This is a genomic window from Paenibacillus sp. FSL L8-0333 (assembly GCF_037965665.1).
Taxonomy (GTDB): domain Bacteria; phylum Bacillota; class Bacilli; order Paenibacillales; family Paenibacillaceae; genus Paenibacillus_AQ; species Paenibacillus_AQ odorifer.
Window position 1 is genome coordinate 3,615,853 of the sequence record NZ_CP150186.1, and the last position, 18,477, is coordinate 3,634,329.

19 protein-coding genes are annotated in these 18,477 nt (G+C 44.7%); all 19 read left to right on the forward strand.

Features of this window, described 5'->3' with window-relative positions; translation table 11 throughout:
- Positions 1 to 54: 54 nt before the first annotated feature.
- A complete protein-coding gene (locus NYE72_RS16055) occupies positions 55 to 768 on the forward strand; it encodes an ATP-binding cassette domain-containing protein (RefSeq protein ID WP_339209990.1) in 714 nt (237 codons plus the stop codon).
- On the forward strand, positions 765 to 1,538 hold the full coding sequence (locus NYE72_RS16060; RefSeq protein WP_326047211.1) for an ABC transporter permease: 774 nt from the start codon (positions 765 to 767) through the stop codon (positions 1,536 to 1,538). The genes NYE72_RS16055 and NYE72_RS16060 overlap by 4 nt, the downstream gene beginning before the upstream one ends.
- A complete protein-coding gene (locus tag NYE72_RS16065; RefSeq protein ID WP_076223724.1) occupies positions 1,535 to 2,293 on the forward strand; it encodes an ABC transporter permease in 759 nt (252 codons plus the stop codon). The genes NYE72_RS16060 and NYE72_RS16065 overlap by 4 nt, the downstream gene beginning before the upstream one ends.
- A 294-nt stretch (positions 2,294 to 2,587) precedes the next feature.
- Complete coding sequence (locus NYE72_RS16070) at positions 2,588 to 3,172, forward strand: TetR/AcrR family transcriptional regulator (RefSeq protein ID WP_232061372.1); 585 nt, start codon at positions 2,588 to 2,590, stop codon at positions 3,170 to 3,172.
- 157 nt (positions 3,173 to 3,329) lie between these two features.
- Complete coding sequence (locus NYE72_RS16075) at positions 3,330 to 4,199, forward strand: NAD(P)-dependent oxidoreductase (RefSeq protein WP_076179410.1); 870 nt, start codon at positions 3,330 to 3,332, stop codon at positions 4,197 to 4,199.
- Positions 4,200 to 4,263: 64 nt separating this feature from the next.
- Complete coding sequence (locus NYE72_RS16080; protein WP_076106687.1) at positions 4,264 to 5,316, forward strand: LLM class flavin-dependent oxidoreductase; 1,053 nt, start codon at positions 4,264 to 4,266, stop codon at positions 5,314 to 5,316.
- Positions 5,317 to 5,376: 60 nt separating this feature from the next.
- On the forward strand, positions 5,377 to 6,318 hold the full coding sequence (locus NYE72_RS16085) for an alpha/beta hydrolase (protein ID WP_036677034.1): 942 nt from the start codon (positions 5,377 to 5,379) through the stop codon (positions 6,316 to 6,318).
- 307 nt (positions 6,319 to 6,625) lie between these two features.
- Positions 6,626 to 7,552, forward strand: a complete 927-nt coding sequence (locus NYE72_RS16090) for an ADP-ribosylglycohydrolase family protein (RefSeq protein WP_339209995.1) — start codon at positions 6,626 to 6,628, stop codon at positions 7,550 to 7,552.
- 44 nt (positions 7,553 to 7,596) lie between these two features.
- A complete protein-coding gene (locus NYE72_RS16095) occupies positions 7,597 to 9,249 on the forward strand; it encodes a DUF6138 family protein (protein WP_339209997.1) in 1,653 nt (550 codons plus the stop codon).
- A gap of 41 nt (positions 9,250 to 9,290) precedes the next feature.
- Complete coding sequence (locus tag NYE72_RS16100) at positions 9,291 to 9,620, forward strand: hypothetical protein (RefSeq protein ID WP_339209998.1); 330 nt, start codon at positions 9,291 to 9,293, stop codon at positions 9,618 to 9,620.
- Between the two features lie 33 nt (positions 9,621 to 9,653).
- The gene (locus tag NYE72_RS16105; RefSeq protein ID WP_339210000.1) at positions 9,654 to 10,106 is read left to right on the forward strand and encodes an 8-oxo-dGTP diphosphatase; all 453 of its coding nucleotides are present in this window, start codon (positions 9,654 to 9,656) and stop codon (positions 10,104 to 10,106) included.
- A gap of 386 nt (positions 10,107 to 10,492) precedes the next feature.
- Entirely contained in the window at positions 10,493 to 11,173 is a 681-nt protein-coding gene (gene pnuC / locus NYE72_RS16110; RefSeq protein ID WP_339210002.1) for a nicotinamide riboside transporter PnuC, read from the forward strand.
- Complete coding sequence (locus NYE72_RS16115; RefSeq protein WP_036677020.1) at positions 11,170 to 12,180, forward strand: AAA family ATPase; 1,011 nt, start codon at positions 11,170 to 11,172, stop codon at positions 12,178 to 12,180. Before pnuC ends, NYE72_RS16115 begins: the two co-directional genes overlap by 4 nt.
- A gap of 26 nt (positions 12,181 to 12,206) precedes the next feature.
- Positions 12,207 to 13,094: an NUDIX domain-containing protein gene (locus tag NYE72_RS16120; protein WP_076106699.1), complete on the forward strand. Its 888-nt coding sequence runs from the start codon at positions 12,207 to 12,209 to the stop codon at positions 13,092 to 13,094.
- Between the two features lie 2 nt (positions 13,095 to 13,096).
- Positions 13,097 to 13,648, forward strand: coding sequence for an NADAR family protein (locus NYE72_RS16125; RefSeq protein ID WP_036677017.1), 552 nt, complete (start codon positions 13,097 to 13,099; stop codon positions 13,646 to 13,648).
- A gap of 59 nt (positions 13,649 to 13,707) precedes the next feature.
- Entirely contained in the window at positions 13,708 to 13,983 is a 276-nt protein-coding gene (locus NYE72_RS16130; protein WP_036677015.1) for a hypothetical protein, read from the forward strand.
- Between the two features lie 410 nt (positions 13,984 to 14,393).
- Positions 14,394 to 16,364, forward strand: a complete 1,971-nt coding sequence (locus NYE72_RS16135; RefSeq protein WP_339210004.1) for an AraC family transcriptional regulator — start codon at positions 14,394 to 14,396, stop codon at positions 16,362 to 16,364.
- Positions 16,365 to 16,438: 74 nt separating this feature from the next.
- Positions 16,439 to 17,464, forward strand: coding sequence for an iron ABC transporter permease (locus tag NYE72_RS16140; RefSeq protein ID WP_339210005.1), 1,026 nt, complete (start codon positions 16,439 to 16,441; stop codon positions 17,462 to 17,464).
- Entirely contained in the window at positions 17,461 to 18,474 is a 1,014-nt protein-coding gene (locus NYE72_RS16145; protein ID WP_339210007.1) for an iron ABC transporter permease, read from the forward strand. Before NYE72_RS16140 ends, NYE72_RS16145 begins: the two co-directional genes overlap by 4 nt.
- Positions 18,475 to 18,477 lie beyond the last annotated feature (3 nt).

Below are 18,477 nucleotides of genomic sequence, written 5' to 3' on the forward strand. Positions count from 1 at the left end.
GATGTAACTTTGCTTCTTTATAATTAGAACCATAACAGAAGGGAAGTGTTATGGTTGCTTACAATTAATAACTTAGTCAAACATCGCGGAACTGGGGAAATCTTATCAGGTATCAGTTTTAAAGCTAGACCTGGTAGAGTAACTGGTTTTTTAGGTCCAAATGGGGCAGGTAAAAGCTCTACGCTTCGTATCCTGCTTGGGTTAGATCGTGCCACCTCAGGGAGTGCGCTAATCAATGGAAAGCCATTCGCAGAACTACATAATCCTCTAGCAACAGTAGGTGCCGCACTTGATGGATTTGGAGCTCATCGTATGCGAACAGGACGGGCACACTTGCGTTGGATTGCTCGTGCCGCAGGATTGTCTAACTCACGTGTCGAGGAAGTTTTGGAAATAGTAGGTCTTACTAATGCCGCTGGAAAAAGAGTTGGGAAGTATTCTCTTGGTATGGGGAGAAGACTTGGAATTGCAGCTGCGCTGCTTGGTGATCCAAAAATATTGATTTTAGATGAGCCCGTAAACGGGCTCGACCCAGAAGGAATTCGTTGGATTCGGACATTTTTACGTGAACGTGCTAAGTCTGGAAATACGGTGTTATTATCCAGTCATCTAATGGGAGAGCTTGCAGAGACGGTTGATGATGTGGTGATTATTAAGCATGGAACCATCGTTGCAGATGGAACTTTGGAAGAAGTAATAGGTAACTATTTCACGCTGGAGGAAGCCTTTTTTGCCCTGACATCTGAAAATGCAGGTGATGTTATATGAGGGCATTCAACGCGGAACTATCTAAATTGATCTCCCTGCCAGGCATTTGGCTAGCCTTACTTATTGGAGCATTTGCTCCAGCGGCCATTGCTGCTTTGGACAGCATAGCACAAAAAGAGGAGATTATAGCTGGAATTAGCACACGGCTATCGGAAGTTGGCTATATCGGGTTAGCTCTTGGTGTGCAAGGTGTTATTATTCTTGGTGTGCTTGCTGTCAGCAGTGAGTATTTGACAGAGAGCAGTGAATCAGGTGGAGGACAACAGATTACAACGAGTTTAACAGTTGTTTCATCCCGTCTTCATTTTTTGCTGGCAAAAGCAGGCGCTGTGACTGTGATCAGCATACTGCTTTGTATTGTTGCTATTATGACAACTGTGTCTGTAACGCATCTTATTCTTGGTGAATATGCCCCTGCATTTGAATGGTCCAGACTTATCGGTGCCATTTGTTACTGGACATTCACTGCTCTTTTAGCACTTGGAATTACTTTGCTAACTAAGAATGGCATCATCCCGCTTGCAGTGCTCATAATAAATTCATCCGTTGTATCATTTAGTGTCCTGTTATATAGGGTTACAAAGTTGGCGTTTTACTTACCAGATAGGGCTGGCGCTGAAATGTTTATGTTTACGGACAACACGTCAACAGGCAGTTTATTCGACAGGTTTCACACCCCCTTCACAGGCGGTTTAGTCATGTTTGCCTGGGTAGTCGTTGTTTTCATTGTTGCAGCTATTGTATTCCATAGGAGGGACGTTGCAGCATGAGTGTCTCATCTAGTAGAAAGATAACACAAATCCTTGGTGCTGAACTGGATAAATTAGTTACATTACCATTGATAGGGCTCACTCTTATGGTTACATTCATACTTAATTTAGGTTTAGCCGCAGCTTTTACTTCTGTTGATCTACAAGAGGCAGCAGGAACGCAAAATATACTGAATACAGGACTTTCTTCTATGGGATATCTTCAAGCAGGGTTTATTATTCTTGGTATATTAACTACTTGTTCGGAGTATACAGGGGGACAGATTCGAACTACTTTAACTACGATACCTTGGCGAGGGTTTCAATTATCCACGAAGTATTTGGCCTTGGCCATTATAACCATTCCTGCGGCGTCTATTACTACTGCATCAGGTGTGCTATATACCTTTATCATGATGAAAGACACAGCAGTAGTGATTGAAATAGACGAAATGATAAAATCATTAGCAGGTGCAACAGGCTATCTAACTTTAACCACACTTCTCAGTGCAGCTATAGGTGCTTTATTAAGACGAACTACTCCTGCTTTAGTGGTACTGCTTGGCTATTACTTCATTGTCAGTCCATTGTCGAAAGATTTTCTACACAATACTAAATATTTTTTTCCAGATACAGCAGGTTATTATATGTTTATGCCGCCTTCCTCCGATGAAATAAATGTCCTTACACCAATGGAAGGGACAGGTATTTCCATGTTATGGACACTGATCTTTATTACAGCAGCCATTGTACTTTACCGTAAACGAGATGCCTAACTCTGAACTAGCTGATATGATCATTTAACTAGATCAATATGCAACAAACATTAATGTTTGAATAAAAGATGTTTTTGAGCAATTCAATGAATAAGTATTTCATCTAAGAACGGACACCAATATGAGTGTCCGTTTATTTTATAAATCAAAAGAATAGTCTGGATTAATGACATAGTCTAGGATTTTAATAATAGAAAATAAATGTACAAATATCGCAAAGAATCATGAGCGAAAGTTCTGCTCACTTTTTTCTGGACTGATCAGTTCAGATATGTTATATTTCAATGACGGGAGGTGTTACTTATCGCTAGGACAAAAGAATTTAACAAAGATCAAGCGCTGCATCAAGCCATGCTATTGTTTTGGAAAAAAGGATACGAAGCGGCTAGCATACCAGATTTACTAGAAGTGATGGGCATTAGCAGATCCAGCCTTTACGATACATTTTCCGACAAGCAAACCTTGTATACAGATGCCCTTGAGCATTATAAAAAGGGGAATTTCAATAAGCAGGCTATTCTTGAACAGGCATCAAGCGTTAGAGATGGAATTCTTCAATTTTTTGAGTATCACATTGCTTCAGCATACGATACCAGCCTGCCGGGCGGATGTTTTGTTACGAATGTAGCTACAACATTGGAGTCGCCAGATGAAAAAATTAATGAGTTGATAAAGACTAGTTTTTTGGAATTAGAGCAAGCTTTTTGTGACCTTTTAGAAAAGGGCCAGCAACGGGGAGAAATTGATAAAACGACTGATATCAAAGTGTTATCTTATTTATTGCTGAATTTACATCAAAGCATAAATATTATGGCCAAAGCAGATCAGCACCCGGAACGTGCAAAAGAGATGATTAGCTTTGTAATTGCAGGAATCTAATTTTTTTTAATTATTTTGGAACGATCGTTCCGTTATCATGTTTCCCATATTATGAAGGTGATAATTGAAGAGTATATGTTAGACTATATTTTTTTTGATTATTTCGGAACGATCATTCCGTTATTGAGAAGTCCATCAAAATAAGGAGAGGTGTCTAATGAAAGTATCGTTTATTGGGCTTGGAAATATGGGACTACCAATGGCCCAAAATCTATTGAAAGCGGGTTATGAATTAGTCATCTTTAATCGGACCCCTGAAAAAGTTGAACCCTTAATGAAACAGGGAGCACGATATGCCAAAACACCGCTAGAGGCAGTGAAAGAAGGCAATCTTGTAATTACCATGCTTTCTGATGATGCTGCTTTGAAGGAGGTCGTCGAGGGACCGAATGGTGTTCTGAATGGATTATCGGAAAATGGAATTCACATCTCTGCCAGTACAATCAGCGTAGATCTGGCTCGAAAATTATCCGTCTCGCATGCGGAGCGAAAGCAACACTTTGTGTCTGCCACGGTGATGGGGCGCCCAGATGCCGCTAAAGAAGCTAAATTGCGTATTATTTTAGCTGGTCCGGAACAAGCAAGACAACGGGTACTTCCCTTTTTAACAGCAATGAGTCAAGAGATAGTAGAGATTGGGGATCACGGCGAAGAAGGGAACGTTGTAAAAATTGGCGTTAACTTTCTAATTGCTTCAATGCTGGAAGCTTTGTCGGAAGTGCAGCTAATGGTAGAAAAGCACGGTATTGATTCGTCCCAATTTATGAATGTTGTAAATGCTCTTTTTCAGTCTCCAATATATCAGAACTATGGAGCGATCATGAGCGAACAGCGCTTTGAACCGGCCGGTTTTAAAATGAAGCTTGGGTTAAAAGATGTTGCATTGGCTATTGAGGCAGCGAAGTCCGTTCAAACTCCTCTACCTTTAGGTCAGCTTATCCACCATCACTTGTCTGAAGGAATTGCCAATGGTTATGGTGAGTTGGATTGGACGGCTTTAATCCGTTGTCTTGAGCATTCTTCTTAAGAAATTGGGTTGTCACCGATGATGTCGGACAAATTGCAAGAGAAAATATAAGGAGAGATTAACTATGGAAATAGGTGTTACTTCGTTCATAGAAACAAAGCCAGATACTGAGACCGGAGTTGTGATGAGTCACGCACAACGATTACGTGAAGTCGTCGAAGAAATCGTCCTTGCGGATCAGGTAGGACTAGATGTGTTTGGCATAGGTGAACATCATCGTGAAGATTATGCAGCTTCATCACCAGCAGTGGTGTTATCTGCTGCGGCCCCCCTAACAAAGCGGATTCGATTGACGAGTGCTGTGACGGTCCTTTCATCAGCTGATCCTGTCCGTGTGTTTCAGGATTTTGCCACGCTGGACGGCTTATCCAATGGACGTGCCGAGATTATAGCGGGCCGGGGTTCCTTTGTTGAATCTTTTCCGCTTTTTGGTTATGACCTGCATGACTATGAGGATTTATTTAATGAAAACATTGAGCTGCTTCTGAAAATACGGGAATCTGAGAAAGTAACATGGAGTGGAGGACATCGATCAGCGATAAATAATCTGGGTGTATACCCGCGCCCTGTTCAGCACTCTTTACCCGTATGGATTGGTAGCGGCGGTACTCAGGAGTCTGCCGTACGTGCAGGACTTCTGGGTCTGCCATTAGTCCTGGCGATTATCGGTGGAAACCCAACCAATTTTGCGCCGCTTGTACAACTGTATAAAAAGGCGGCAGCTCATGCCGGACATGATGTTTCGCAGCTTCAGGTAGGTTCACATTCCATTGGATTTGTTGCAGAAGATACGGAACAGGCGGCAGAACTCTTTTTTCCGTCTACCCAGTACGGTATGAATAAGCTCGGTAAAGAACGGGGGTGGGCGTACTATGATCGTTCCAGCTATGATGCTGCCCGACGCTTTGATGGTGCGCTGTATGTAGGGGATCCGGAAACAGTCGCCCAAAAAATTATCCATCTGCGTAAGCATGTAGGGATTACACGATTCATGATGTATGTTCCCTTAAGTACGATGCCGCATGAGTTGGTTATGCGGGCTATAGAACTGCTCGGTACAGAGGTTGCGCCGCGAGTACGAGAGGAAATTGCCAAGTGGGAAGCTCAAATGGGATAAGGATTATCTATGAATAAAACGTAAACGAACGAATTCATTATTTTATTTGGAGGGATTATCATGAGTAATGAAACACGTATACTACCAGAATTAAGAGAGGTTTATTCACAATTTCCTGGGTTTGAATTGGAGAAGAATTTAGAGTGGAGCAGGAGCTTAGTGTCAGCTGCATCCGTGAAAGGATCAGAGCATGTAAACACAACCAGTCGCAAAATCCCGAGGGATGGAGGCGAGATGCTGGTGAAAATTTATGAACCTGCCGGGCGAACGAATGACTTGTTACCTGCCATGCTATGGATTCACGGGGGCGGATACGTGTTAGGACATCCGGATATGGACGACGAATTATGCGAACGTTTTGTTCAGACAGCTGAATGTATTGTCGTATCGGTTGATTATAGGCTTGCTCCCGAGCATCCTTATCCGGCGGCGATCGAAGATTGTTATGCTGGATTGGTATGGATGACGGAGGAGGCAGCCTTGCTTGGCATTGATGTGAATCGGGTTGCAATTGCCGGTGCTAGCGGTGGTGGCGGACTGACAGCAGCACTCGCGCTGATGGCGCGTGATAAAGGAGGACCCTCTCTTATTTTCCAAATGCCATTATACCCGATGCTTGACAACCGTAACATCACACCGTCCAGTCATGAGATTACAGAAGCAGGCGCAATCTGGAACCGAACAGACAACATAGCAGCTTGGAACATGTACCTGGGCGAGGAGAGCGTTGGCAGAGGAGAATCTACTTATGCAGTACCCTCGAGAGCGGAGAACTTGGCAGGTTTGCCGCCAGCCTATACTTGTATAGGTCAGCTCGATCTATTCCGAGACGAGACAATGGAGTATGTGGCACGACTTGCACAAGCAGGTGTGGATGTCGAATTCCACCTGTATCCCGGTTGTTTTCACCTTTTCGAAATTTTCGCTCCAGAAACAGAAGTGAGTCAGCGCGCTGTTCAGGGCTATATGGATGCGATGGCCCGGGCACTTCACCCTAACTAATTACTGGGACTAAAGTAAATTGCGAATACGCAGAAAAACTTGATTGGTTATTTAAGTAGAGACACGTAATTATTCGGGAAAGATTCATAAAAAAGATGAGGTTGTTGATTTTTAAAAACAGCCTCATCTTTTGTTATATATTATTGATTTTAAAAAAGGCTTAGATTACTATCGTATTGTTCATTGGAAGCTTATTTTTTCAATTTTTATTTAGATGATGCAAAACAGTTTAAATATTGATAGGGTAGGCTTATATATTTGTAGGCTACTTGATCCAAATTATATCTAGTGATAAGGAGAATACAACATGTGGGATAAAATTAAGGGTGGGCTTTACGGCTTATTGATTGGAGATGCTCTTGGTGTCCCCTATGAATTCAGATCAGCGGAGCAGCTCCCACCTCTGAAGCATATTGAGTTTACTCCTCCTGTGGGCTTTCAGCCCACCTACCGAGATGTCCCTGCAGGCACCTGGTCGGATGATGGTGCGCAGGCACTATGTCTGCTGGAGAGTCTGATCGATAAAGGTACACTGGAGCTAACTGATTTTGCAGACAAATTGGTCGATTGGTATCACGAAGGTAGATGGGCAGTAGCCCAACAAGTTTTTGATATTGGGATACAAACCAGTCGTACGCTGACTACTTATTACCATGGAATGTCCCCTTACGAGAGTGGCAATACGGTTCCTGATGGGAAAGGGAATGGAGCGCTGATGCGCGTGCTACCACTTGCCTTGTGGCATAAAGGAACAGACGAGCAGCTCGTTCAAAACGCACATACTCAATGCCTTGTAACTCATGGACATATCTGTAATCAGGTATGTTGTGCCTTGTATGTGTTAATTGCACGTGAACTGTTGCAAAAGCAAGACTTCAATCTGTGCTACCGAACTGCTCTTAGCAAGCTTCGAAAGATCTACCAGCAGATGCCTGAGCATGAACGGGAGCTTGAAGAGAACATTCAGCCTGATAAAGTATTCTATGGCGAAGGATCTGGTTATGTCGTGGATTCCTTGTTCAGTGCATGTATGATCCTCCAAACCTGCACTTCCTACGAAAATGCCGTCAAACGAGCAGTTGCCTTAGGCAACGACACGGATACAACGGCCTGTATCACAGGCGGTCTTGCGGGAATCCAATATGGCTATGAGCATATCCCTCAGCGCTGGATCAACCAGCTGCGAGAGACAGATCTGGTTGATCAACTGCTGCTCCGTCTTCAATCTGCATGAGGAGTACTAAGTTCTATTAGCATTAACTATGAGGAGGAGTGGGAATGAACGCAGCAGTACAGAGGTTTTTAAACGATGTGTGGAGCGAGATGATGACCATATATAACAAAGAGACTATAAGAATAAATGAATTCATAGGCAATCGTCCGCTTCAGGCTGGGATAAAGGATTATCTCCAAGTAGCTTGGCGTGAAGGAAAAATACATATTGATGTTGAAGAACCGCTTGATTGGACGGACAGCTCTTATGAAATCGAAGCAGGTCCTTATATCGCCGAGCTCACGGATGAATTAATTAGATCTGAACTTTACCCGGCATTATGCAAGAGAGTGGAGGAGCTTTTTTTATCAGATAAACTAGGTCCTCGTTTTTTTGATTACCGATTCCAGATCGTACTTTCCTTTGAAATGGAGGACGAAGACTTAACGCTTTGCGTGCATCTGGTAAACGAAGAGAAGCTGAACGAACTCCGCCAATCATTACAGAAGTTTATAACATCCAAAATCATGTCTGATCTTCCGGTATTGCCGAGTGTTGATGACCAGTTTTTCTTTTCTCATCACTTGATGAATCCTAATCTTTTGAAGCAGGAAGAGAATGCGGTTGGCCCATTAATAGAGCGTTTGTCCGACAAGCTCAGAAGTAATAGGGGACGCTTAGACGAATGGACTGGCCAGTATACTTCGGCTATGGATGATTGGATTCAGAATGTTTTTCTTCCTCGCCATTTTGTGCGTACAGGCAGCTTTAGAATGGATTGGATACCTAAAGAGAATATGGCGCTTATGGATCCGAATGCAGATCAACTTTCCTTTTTTGTATATGCCGCTCTGCAAATTGGAAAAACGAAACCGGACATCCGGGAACAATATTTGAAACTTGCTGTCCAGCTTGGTTCAAAACGCGCAGCGGAGTATATTCAGGGGGGAAGCGGGAAATTCACTCCAGTATATAAAGGAACCCGTGTTGAAGTTGATAATAATGATGTAACCCAGAGCATTGAAATCCGGATTTTGACCGAGGAGGAAACAGCTTATGGAGAAGCATTAGATCACATTAACGAATTGCTCCAGCAAGGATTTCCGAAGGAATATTACCTGAAGCTTAAAAGCAAACAAAAGAACTATCTTCCTCTAAAAAAAATGGCTAAATCAGGTCTTCATCAGTTTTTTGCTGGTGCACTCGCATATCCGGCTCTATATCCTAAGCTAGCTACGTATGCGAATATCGCTATGGAGCCCTATGCGTGGTACAAGGACACAAATCCGGGTGAAAAGTCGGTCATGCCTGGTACCTATGCTGTACTCGGATTAGGATTGTATAGCAAGGAATATTTTTCACTCGTCTCTCGTTATATGGAGATGGTAGATACGGAGCACCAAATGATACAAGATGGTTATGCGGAGGCCTTTATTGATGCGCACGGTGTAGAGGCTGAGCTTATACCAGTCCTAGTAGACATTCTGCTAGCAGGAAATGAGGAAGCAAGATCTGTCAAAAACTTCGTGATCGATCGGGCCGAGCTAGCAGAAGTGCTGCTTCAAGAGGTGTCGCCTAAAGAAATATATGAACGGGAGCAGGTTCTATACCGGATATTCGGAAGTCGAGCAAAGCTGGAAAAAGCCGTGAAGTCAGAGCAGACGGAGCATGAGCTTAGAGTTATTCTATCAGAGCTGCTGACTCTTATAACTTGCTGATGCTATATAGAGATAAGTGAAGCTAGGATCTGAAATAGATCTTGGCTAAAGGAGGGACACAAAAGAGTAACCTAACCTCTCAAAATTGCAATCTAAATATATGGTATTACCTATCAGATGAAGTCTGGGATAAAGTAACTAATATATATGAGAGTATGCCAGGTTGGATAGGATATAAAAATGGAATTCCCTATTGGTTCGGGCAGGAAGATGATGATATTTTTATTGTGGCCTCAGTAGAGCCAAGTGGATTATCATTTTATGCACAGATGAGTAATGGTGACTGGAATTCTTGGATAGAGAGATTTAAATTGGAAGCGACAAAAGTATTAGGATTTGATGTTGGTGAACCCGAAGACGGGTTTATCTGATGTAGTGCACAATTTAATTGTGGAGATGATTTCGTGTTTCAATATAATGTGTGTTTTTTAAAGAGTGACGACCGTATCTTAATGTTGAATCGTGAAAAACCACCAATTATGGGCGTGTGGAACGGTGTTGGCGGTAAAAATGAAGTAGGCGAAAATGCTGATGATGGTGCAAAACGTGAATTATTAGAAGAAACGGGTATTAAAGTAAGCAAATACTATTCAAAAGGTATCATTACCTGGGATAAAAATGGCGAGGAAAAAGATGGATTGTATCTGTACTTATTCGAAGTAGATAAGAATTTAGGAAATCAGCCCATACAAATAACGAGAGAAGGTATTCTCGATTGGAAACAAATTGATTGGATATTGAACCCAAGTAATTTAGGAATTGCTGAAATGGTAGCTCAATATTTACCTGTTCTCTTAGAAAAAGAGGGTGATTATTTATTTAAGTATAAAGACGGAATAGTAAACCTTATAGAGTGAGAATTATAAAATACATACCTAAAAAAACAGTTCACCTATTGGTACGTTAGTTGAACAAGATTGGAGGAAACCCCTTTTTATTAGGGGTTTTCTTTTATTTTCACACAATTAAAGTTAGTTCTGTTGAGAAGCCTTCTGGACTTCCAAACGCATACCTTACTGGCGAGGAGTTCAATTATCCCTAGAGCAAAGGGCTTATGCTTGATCCTATAACGAACCATTACAAATGAATAAGTACCTGTCTGTAGAAATAGGAAGAATTTACTTGCCCTTCGCAGGATTTTCTGTTATTTTTGATAGTAACAATATGTTATTAACAAAATGATACTAAGTAAAACTTATGTTTTTCACTCTATGAATGAGTCGAAAAAGCGGAGGGATGCAAGATGAAAAAGGTGGCGGGTAGCTGGAATCTGTTCGAAATTACGTGGTTGGTACTGTTTACCTCAATCGCTGTCGGGTTTACGGTGATAACAAAGGACTCTTTATTCGGATTTACGGTTTTTATTACTGGGGTGTTATGCGTGGTGCTTGCGGCGAAGGGCAACCTGATGAGCTATGTTTTCGGCATGTACAATACAGTCGGTTACGCTTATTTGGCCTATATTAACGGTTTGTTTGGAGAGGTTATGCTCAATCTGCTATTCTTCGTTCCAATGAATGTCATTGGCTTCTACATGTGGAAAAGTAATCGGCAAGAAGACGGTAGGCTGACCATGAGGCAGATGGATCTTAGAAGACTGCTCCTCGTTGGGATGGTCTGTGTAATCGGCTGCTTGCTCCTCGGATTTGGTCTTTCGTTCATTCCGGGACAGAACTCGCCTAACATCGATGCTACTACGACGGTGCTGTCTGTTGGGGCGACCTTCTTAATGGTTAGAAGATTCAAGGAACAATGGCTGGTCTATATCGTGCTAAATCTCTTTACGGTGCTATTGTGGGTGATTCGTATGCTGGAGGGTAGCGGAGAAGGCCTGCTGATGATCGTGATGTGGAGCGCGTATCTGGTCAACGCAGTATACGGGTACTATATTTGGAATAAAGGGGCTAAGGAGGTGGCGGCATGAAAACGCTTGGACTAACACTGGGGAAGTTTGCCCCGCTGCATAAAGGCCATCAGTTCATGATCGAGACGGCACTACAAGAAGTCGATGAATTGATCTTGGTCATTTACGAAACGACGGTCACCCCGATCCCGCTTCATGTCCGGGCAAATTGGATTCGCAGGCTCTATCCGGAAGTCCGGGTAATCGAGGCTTGGGACGGTCCGGACGGGTATTCGGATGACAGGGAGCATGAGATTCGGGAAGAACAGTATATACTCGGTTTGCTGAACGGAGAGCAAGTAACGCATTTTTACTCGAGCGAGTTCTACGGCAAACATATGAGTCTCTCTTTGGGTGCAATAGACCGGCGGGTGGATGAAGCCCGAGAGCGGGTTCCGATCTCAGCGACGATGGTCCGTTCCAATCCATATAAGTACAGGGAGTTCGTAAGTGATATCGTGTACCGGGATTTGATCACGAAAGTGGTGTTCGTTGGAGCGATGTCGACGGGGAAGTCGACGATCACCGAAGCGCTGGCACGGCGATATTGCACGACGTTCGCGAACGAATACGGACGCGATTATTGGACCGAACATCAGGTGGACCGCCGAATCGGTTTGGAAGCGTTCGATGAAATCGCGGTGGGTCATATCGAGCGCGAAGAACAGGCAATACTTGAGGCGAACCGGGTTCTGTTCGTCGATACCAATGCGATCACGACGTATATGTTCGCCCTGGATTACCACGGCCGGGCCCCAGAGCTGTTAACCCGGATCGCTCTTGAGAACGCGCAACGTTATGATCTGTTCTTCCTATGCGCTGACGATATTCCTTACGACGATACTTGGGACCGCAGTGGGGATCAGAAGCGGCATGTGTTTCATAAACAGATTATCGCGGATTTGAAGGAGCGGCGGATCCCCTATATTACGCTGCGGGGGAGCCTGGAGGAACGTATTCGCAAGGTTGATGAAGTGTTGGCAAAGTTCGAGCCCTACGGAAACTATTTCGGAGAGCTGAACGGTTAAATCAAATATAAAGGAGGCGTACCCACTTGGATTTGTTGGATAAGGATGGTCTTATGGAACGCGAATTTTTGGAGCAATACAGAGCAGGGGATTACGAGCGGCCTTCAGTGACAACGGATATGGTTATTTTCACTGTGACGGAAGAGGATGCTGACAGTTATCGCAAACTGCCGGAAAAAGAGCTACGCGTCCTCCTTATTCGCCGGGGGGCTCACCCCTTCTTGGGCAAATGGGCTCTGCCTGGCGGTTTTGTCCGGCCGAATGAGACGACTGAGCAGGCAGCAGTAAGGGAACTATGCGAGGAAACCGGTGTGGAAGACATTTATCTGGAACAGCTGTATACGTTCAGTGATATCGGGCGCGACCCACGAACCTGGGTGATAAGCTGCAGCTATATGGCTCTGATCAACAGCGACAAGTTGGAGCTTAAGGCAGGAGATGATGCAGCAGACGCCGCCTGGTTCAAGGTATCCTATCGGCCGCTGCGGGAGCAAAAAGAGCTGATTGAGGACGGATACATCAAGACGCTGGAGTACGAACTCAAACTAAGCAGTGAAGAAGAAGAACTTTCGGCGGTCGTGGCAAGGACTATGACAGCGAAGACTACATCGACTGGCACGGATTATGAGATCGTATCGAATGACGGATTAGCCTTCGACCATGCGAAGATCATAGCATGCGCGATTGATCGGTTGCGGGGAAAAGTGAATTATACCGATATTGCACTGCACTTGATGCCGATGCTTTTTACCTTGACGGAACTGCAGCAGGTGTATGAGGTAATTATGGATAAAGAGCTGTTGAAGGCGGCCTTCCGGCGTAAAGTTGCAGATCTTGTAGTGGAGACCGATCATTATACCGAAAATGCGGGGCATAGGCCATCCCGCTTATATCGGAGAAATTTGGAGGGTTAACGATGATTTACAATATCGATGAGTTAAGAAAAGTATATAACGAAGGAAAAAAGTTCAAATTCGTATTTTTTTGGGGACATACACCGCCTAAGGACGGGAGCGTCGATAAAAGCTGCTTCAGCCAATGGTGGATGTGCCCGTTCACGGTAGAGGGAACGCAGTACTCCTGCGCCGAGCAGTTTATGATGGCCGAAAAGGCAAGGTTGTTCGGCGATGACGAAATGCTGGAGTCCATCCTTAAAGCTAAGCACCCAAAAGAGATGAAGGCTTTTGGACGTGCGGTCCAAAACTTTGACAAAGATATTTGGGATAAGGAATGTTACGGTATCGTCAAAAGAGCCAGCTTGGCCAAATTTTCGCAGAATCCGAAGCTTAACGATTATCTTAACTCGACGAAGAACCGCATCCTTGTGGAGGCTAGCCCGCGGGACCGTATTTGGGGGATCGGCATGGGCCAGTCCAATCCAGATGCGGAGAATCCCGTGAAATGGCGGGGTAGAAATCTGCTGGGGTTCGCACTGACGGAAGCGCGGGACGAGTTGCTGCGGAGTTAGATTTATACAAGATTAAGAAAATAGACATGATGAAATCAATGAAAGGATGAGGGAAGACCGTGAGATATACCGATTATATCCGCCTGAAAACAGGTAGATACCAATCTGTAGGAAAGTTTGGTGACAATATTTATGCATATGAGGTCCTAACGGGGGTAACCGACTCCCCGGAGTACCATCAAATATCAATGGCGGAATTCGATTCGTTTGAAACTTGGAGCCAAGAGTACATTTCCGATCTTAAAAAAATGTATGAAATCATTAACCGCCCCGTTATCTGCAGCGGCTACTTGGGGAGAGCGGAGCTTAATACTTCACTGCTTCGTGATATTTAGCTGTAAACTATATCTTCTGCTGAGATTGAGAAACGATTCTCCGATCAGAGGACAAGAACATAGTCTCACTGGAATCCGCGCTGGGCGCGGTTTTTTTATTGGAACAAGTTCTTGTCTTTTGTTCAGGGCAAGAACTTGTGATTGCCGATTCGATGTTCTTCTAAATTTCTCGAAGCGGAAGCCCGCTGAAACGTTCATTTTTACGATATCTGTGTTTAAAGGTGGGGTTGATGCAACGATGACCGTTCATGAAAGCATCCTAGATAAGGATTCTATACATTTATTCGGCCCCTGTCCCCAATGTCACTTAATGATGATATACTTACCTCATGAATTATGATATTGATAATCAATATCAATTAATAGGTGATATATAAAATGGAAAAAGTGAGATGAGGGAGCGCAGATAGATGCAAGACGAAGCAGCAGCAAGCCAGGTATTTACACCGGAGATGATCGATACGATGGCCCATATTTGGACACGTTCGATCATTACATTAATAGACGTGCGTTTTCAGAATGTAGCGTCCCAATACCCGTTGGAGCAGTATAAAATGCCTAGTAGCATGTTTATCTATGCATGTGGAGGAGAAGCACAAATTCAACTGAATGAAACCACATTTGGAATGGAACGCTTTGGTTTAGTTCACGGAGGGAAGGGGAGCCTGCTCAGTATTTCACCTATAGGGGAGAATGTGAAGACCTTTATGGTGTTTTATAAAGCAGAATTACCTCTTTTTTTCAAGAGGCACCTGCAGCAATTACTGGAGGAAGTGAACCCATTTGTTCAACAGTTTGGTTATACACCAAGTAATCCTATCTTGCTACTCGATTGGTTTCAACAGATGATGAATGGCTGGAACCGCGGCAAGGCGATGGATCAGCTGCAGGCCAAAAGTTTTCTATATCAATTGATTCATGGGGTCTACAGAGATTTTGAGAGTGGTGAGATTCGGTATCTCCAGCCAGATCCGGCTTGTTCTGCCAAGATATACCTCGATAAACATTACATGCAGCCGATTATGTTTCAAGAAATTGCCGATATGTTTGGGATCAGTGGCGGGCAATTGACGCGGCTGTTCAAAAAGAAGGAAGGCATGAGCTTACAGGAGTACCTCATTCAGAGAAGGGTTGAAGCTGCCTGCCATGACTTGAAGCATACAGAAGCAACCATTAAAGAGATCGCAACAGGATCTGGTTTTGCAGATGAGAAAAATCTGTTTCGGATGTTTAAGAAGTATTACAAGATGACACCAAGTGATTATCGGAAAATAAACGCACTATCCATGCAGGTTGATGGTATTGATAATGATTCTCATTTTCTTTACTATGAGAGGGAACTAGCAGGTCTAGTCCAGTCTTATAGAGAAGGGGAATCAATCATGTTTGGAAAAGTAAGAAGTAAAGAAATGATCTTGGCGGCGGCGATGAGCTTGATGCTGTTATTGTCGGCATGTGCGTCGGGAACGCCATCGAATAACGGGGGAACGGTAAATCCAAACCCTGCACAGACACAACAGACGACACAACCGGAAGTATCGGAGACGAAAGCTTCAGAAGCAGTCTCGCAGACGAGAACGATATCCACAGTAAAGGGTGACGTTAAGGTGCCTAACAACCCTCAGCGTGTTGTAGTCGATTACTTGGTTGGTGATGTGGTAGCCCTGGGTGTAACTCCTCTAGGTGTGGCGAGAGCAGCAAGGGACGGGAAAGAGGCTGTTTTTGCTAACCAGATTACAGACTCCATTAAAATAGCTATGGAGCCGGAAGATGTCATGACTCTTGAGCCTGATCTGATCATTTTAGCATGGGGTGATGAAAATTATGAAGATTTATCCAAAATTGCCCCAACAATTTATGTCCCTTATGGTGATATGACTACAGAAGAGCGTATACATTTTATTGGCGATGTTTTGAACAAGCAGGAAGAGGCTAAGGCTGTTTTGAGTGCTTATGCCGGAAAAATCGAAGAAGCGAAGTTAGCCCTTCAGAATGCAGGTCTTTCAGACGTGACGATTACTATGGGGGAATTCAGTGATAAAAGTAACTACATCGCTGGAGCCAAACATGCGGTTGGCGAGCTTGTTTATAATGAACTTAAAATGAAGGCACCATCAAAAGTTCAAACTGATATTATTGACGCAGATAAATATTGGGGAGATATCTCTATGGAGGTATTGGCTGCTTACATAGGGGATTATCTAATCGCTATAGGAGATACGGAAGTTCCAACTGATAATGCGGTCTGGAAATCACTACCTGCTGTGCAACATAACCGGATCATAACGGTGGGTACATCGCTATCTTGGTCCACGGATATAATGACTTCCAGTGCATTGATTGATCATATTATCAATCAATTGCTGGCAATGCCTCAATAAGGGTTTTGACAAGGTATTAAGAAGTACTCCAATTTACAAATATGACTGTCAGTAGGTAAGGAAAGGAAAACGTAATGAAAAACAAGCCTGAACAAAAACGCCGTGGGGCGGTGAACTTCACCATGTACATGGTGGTAGGGCTTGGATTAACGGTTCTCATGTCGGCGGCGTCGATTAGCTTCGGTGCCGCCGACATGAGGTTAGCGACTGCATGGGAGGCTATTTTCCGATTTGATCCAACGCTCACTGAGCATCAAATTATTCAAACCCTACGTCTTCCGCGTACCGTAGCCGATCTGATCGTCGGGTGCAGCCTTGCGGTATGTGGGGCTATTATGCAGGGAACGACGCGCAATCCGCTGGCCGACTCCGGGCTGATGGGGATCAGCTCTGGGGCAGCATTCGCGATTGCTCTTTGCCTGGCCTTTCTGCCGGGTTATTCGTATGGGCAGATGATGCTGTTTGCTTGTCTGGGAGCAGCGCTCGCGACCGGGATCACTTATTTCATCGCGTCACTGGGCAAGCGCGGGATGACGCCTCAGCGGCTGGTACTGGCAGGACTGTCCATCTCCATGCTATTTGGCGCTCTCAGTCAGTATTTAGCGATCAATTATAACCTGGGTCGAGCATTGGCATTTTGGACGGCAGGCAGTACAGCGGGGGTCAAGTGGGGGGAATTGCTGATTATCTCACCGCTATTTGTTGGTGGTGTGCTGCTGGCGCTGGCGCTATCTCCTTCTGTTACACTGCTCAGTTTGGGGGATGATGTGGCAAGTGGTCTCGGTATTCGTAGCGGACTGGTCAAGGGGTTATCGACGATTATCGTGCTCGTACTGACTGGATTGGCTGTTGTCTTAGTTGGCCCCATCGGTTTTGTTGGTCTGATTACCCCACATATTGTGCGATACATGGTCGGTGTCGACTATCGTTACATTATTCCGGCAGCTGCGCTATATGGTGCGTTGCTGACCGTGTCGGCCGATCTGGCTGGACGCTTGATCAATAAGCCGTTCGAAACACCGATTGGCATTATATTTTCTATCATTGGTGTGCCGTACTTTCTCTTCCTGGCTCGCAAGCAAAGGAGGGAATCTGAATGATCAAGCAGCGTTATACGGTGCAAAGGGGCATAATCGTCAATATAGTGCTTATGGTGCTCATCCTTATGTTTGCTGTCATTAGCATGAATTCTGGCAAAATGAATCTTTCACCGCTAGAAGTGCTGAATGTTCTCCTGGGAAACGGTACAGACAAGCAAAATCTGATCGTGTTCGATTTTCGCCTGCCACGAATCACACTGTCCATCTTGGTAGGCCTGGGAATGGGAGCGGCTGGGGTCGTGATGCAGAGTTTGCTGCGTAATGACATGGCTAGTCCGGGGACGCTGGGGATTAGTTCGGGATCGGGTTTGTTTGTCCTGTTCTTCGTCGTATTCATCGCATCGACAGGAAAGGGCTCCTTTATAGCCCTGCCACTACTGGCCTTTGTTGGCGGATTGTTGGCGGCGGGATTGATCTTCTTAATATCGTATCGCCGTGGGCGAGATATTTCGCCAATCGGTTTGATCTTAACCGGGGTCGCACTCGGAAGCGGGTATGAAGCGCTGACCACCTTCCTGACTCTCAAGCTGAATGATTCGCAGATGGATTTCATGCTGCACTGGCTGGCGGGAAGCTTGTGGGGCGCTGATTGGCGTTATATTTCCGTACTGGCGCCATGGGTATTGATTTTACTCGGCTATATTTTCTACAAGTCTCGCATACTCAACACCCTCCATCTGGGCAATCAGACGGCAGTAGGGCTGGGTCTTGCCGTGAAGCGGCAGTTTTTGGGGTTGTCGATCGCTGCGGTTGCTTTATCCTCTGGCAGTGTGGCCGTGGGTGGAAGCTTCTTTTTCGTTGGCTTGATCGCTCCGCATATGGCAAGAAAACTGGTCGGGCCCGATCACAAATTGCTCGTTCCCGCTGCCAGCCTGACCGGGGGATTAGTCGTGGTACTTGCTGACACGATTACGCGCACGGTTAGCCTGGGGGGAGATGTGCCGACGGGAATTGTCATTACGGTCATCAGTGTTCCGTACTTTCTTTATTTACTATCGAAGGCCAATTAGGAG

Coding starts and splice junctions, on each gene's coding strand:
- NYE72_RS16075 (WP_076179410.1), top strand. CDS start 3,330: ATGAAAGTATCGTTTATTGGGCTTGGAAATATGGGACTACCAATGGCC.
- pnuC (WP_339210002.1), top strand. CDS start 10,493: ATGAAAAAGGTGGCGGGTAGCTGGAATCTGTTCGAAATTACGTGGTTG.
- NYE72_RS16065 (WP_076223724.1), top strand. CDS start 1,535: ATGAGTGTCTCATCTAGTAGAAAGATAACACAAATCCTTGGTGCTGAA.
- NYE72_RS16095 (WP_339209997.1), top strand. CDS start 7,597: ATGAACGCAGCAGTACAGAGGTTTTTAAACGATGTGTGGAGCGAGATG.
- NYE72_RS16145 (WP_339210007.1), top strand. CDS start 17,461: ATGATCAAGCAGCGTTATACGGTGCAAAGGGGCATAATCGTCAATATA.
- NYE72_RS16090 (WP_339209995.1), top strand. CDS start 6,626: ATGTGGGATAAAATTAAGGGTGGGCTTTACGGCTTATTGATTGGAGAT.
- NYE72_RS16080 (WP_076106687.1), top strand. CDS start 4,264: ATGGAAATAGGTGTTACTTCGTTCATAGAAACAAAGCCAGATACTGAG.
- NYE72_RS16125 (WP_036677017.1), top strand. CDS start 13,097: ATGATTTACAATATCGATGAGTTAAGAAAAGTATATAACGAAGGAAAA.
- NYE72_RS16115 (WP_036677020.1), top strand. CDS start 11,170: ATGAAAACGCTTGGACTAACACTGGGGAAGTTTGCCCCGCTGCATAAA.
- NYE72_RS16140 (WP_339210005.1), top strand. CDS start 16,439: ATGAAAAACAAGCCTGAACAAAAACGCCGTGGGGCGGTGAACTTCACC.
- NYE72_RS16135 (WP_339210004.1), top strand. CDS start 14,394: ATGCAAGACGAAGCAGCAGCAAGCCAGGTATTTACACCGGAGATGATC.
- NYE72_RS16060 (WP_326047211.1), top strand. CDS start 765: ATGAGGGCATTCAACGCGGAACTATCTAAATTGATCTCCCTGCCAGGC.
- NYE72_RS16085 (WP_036677034.1), top strand. CDS start 5,377: ATGAGTAATGAAACACGTATACTACCAGAATTAAGAGAGGTTTATTCA.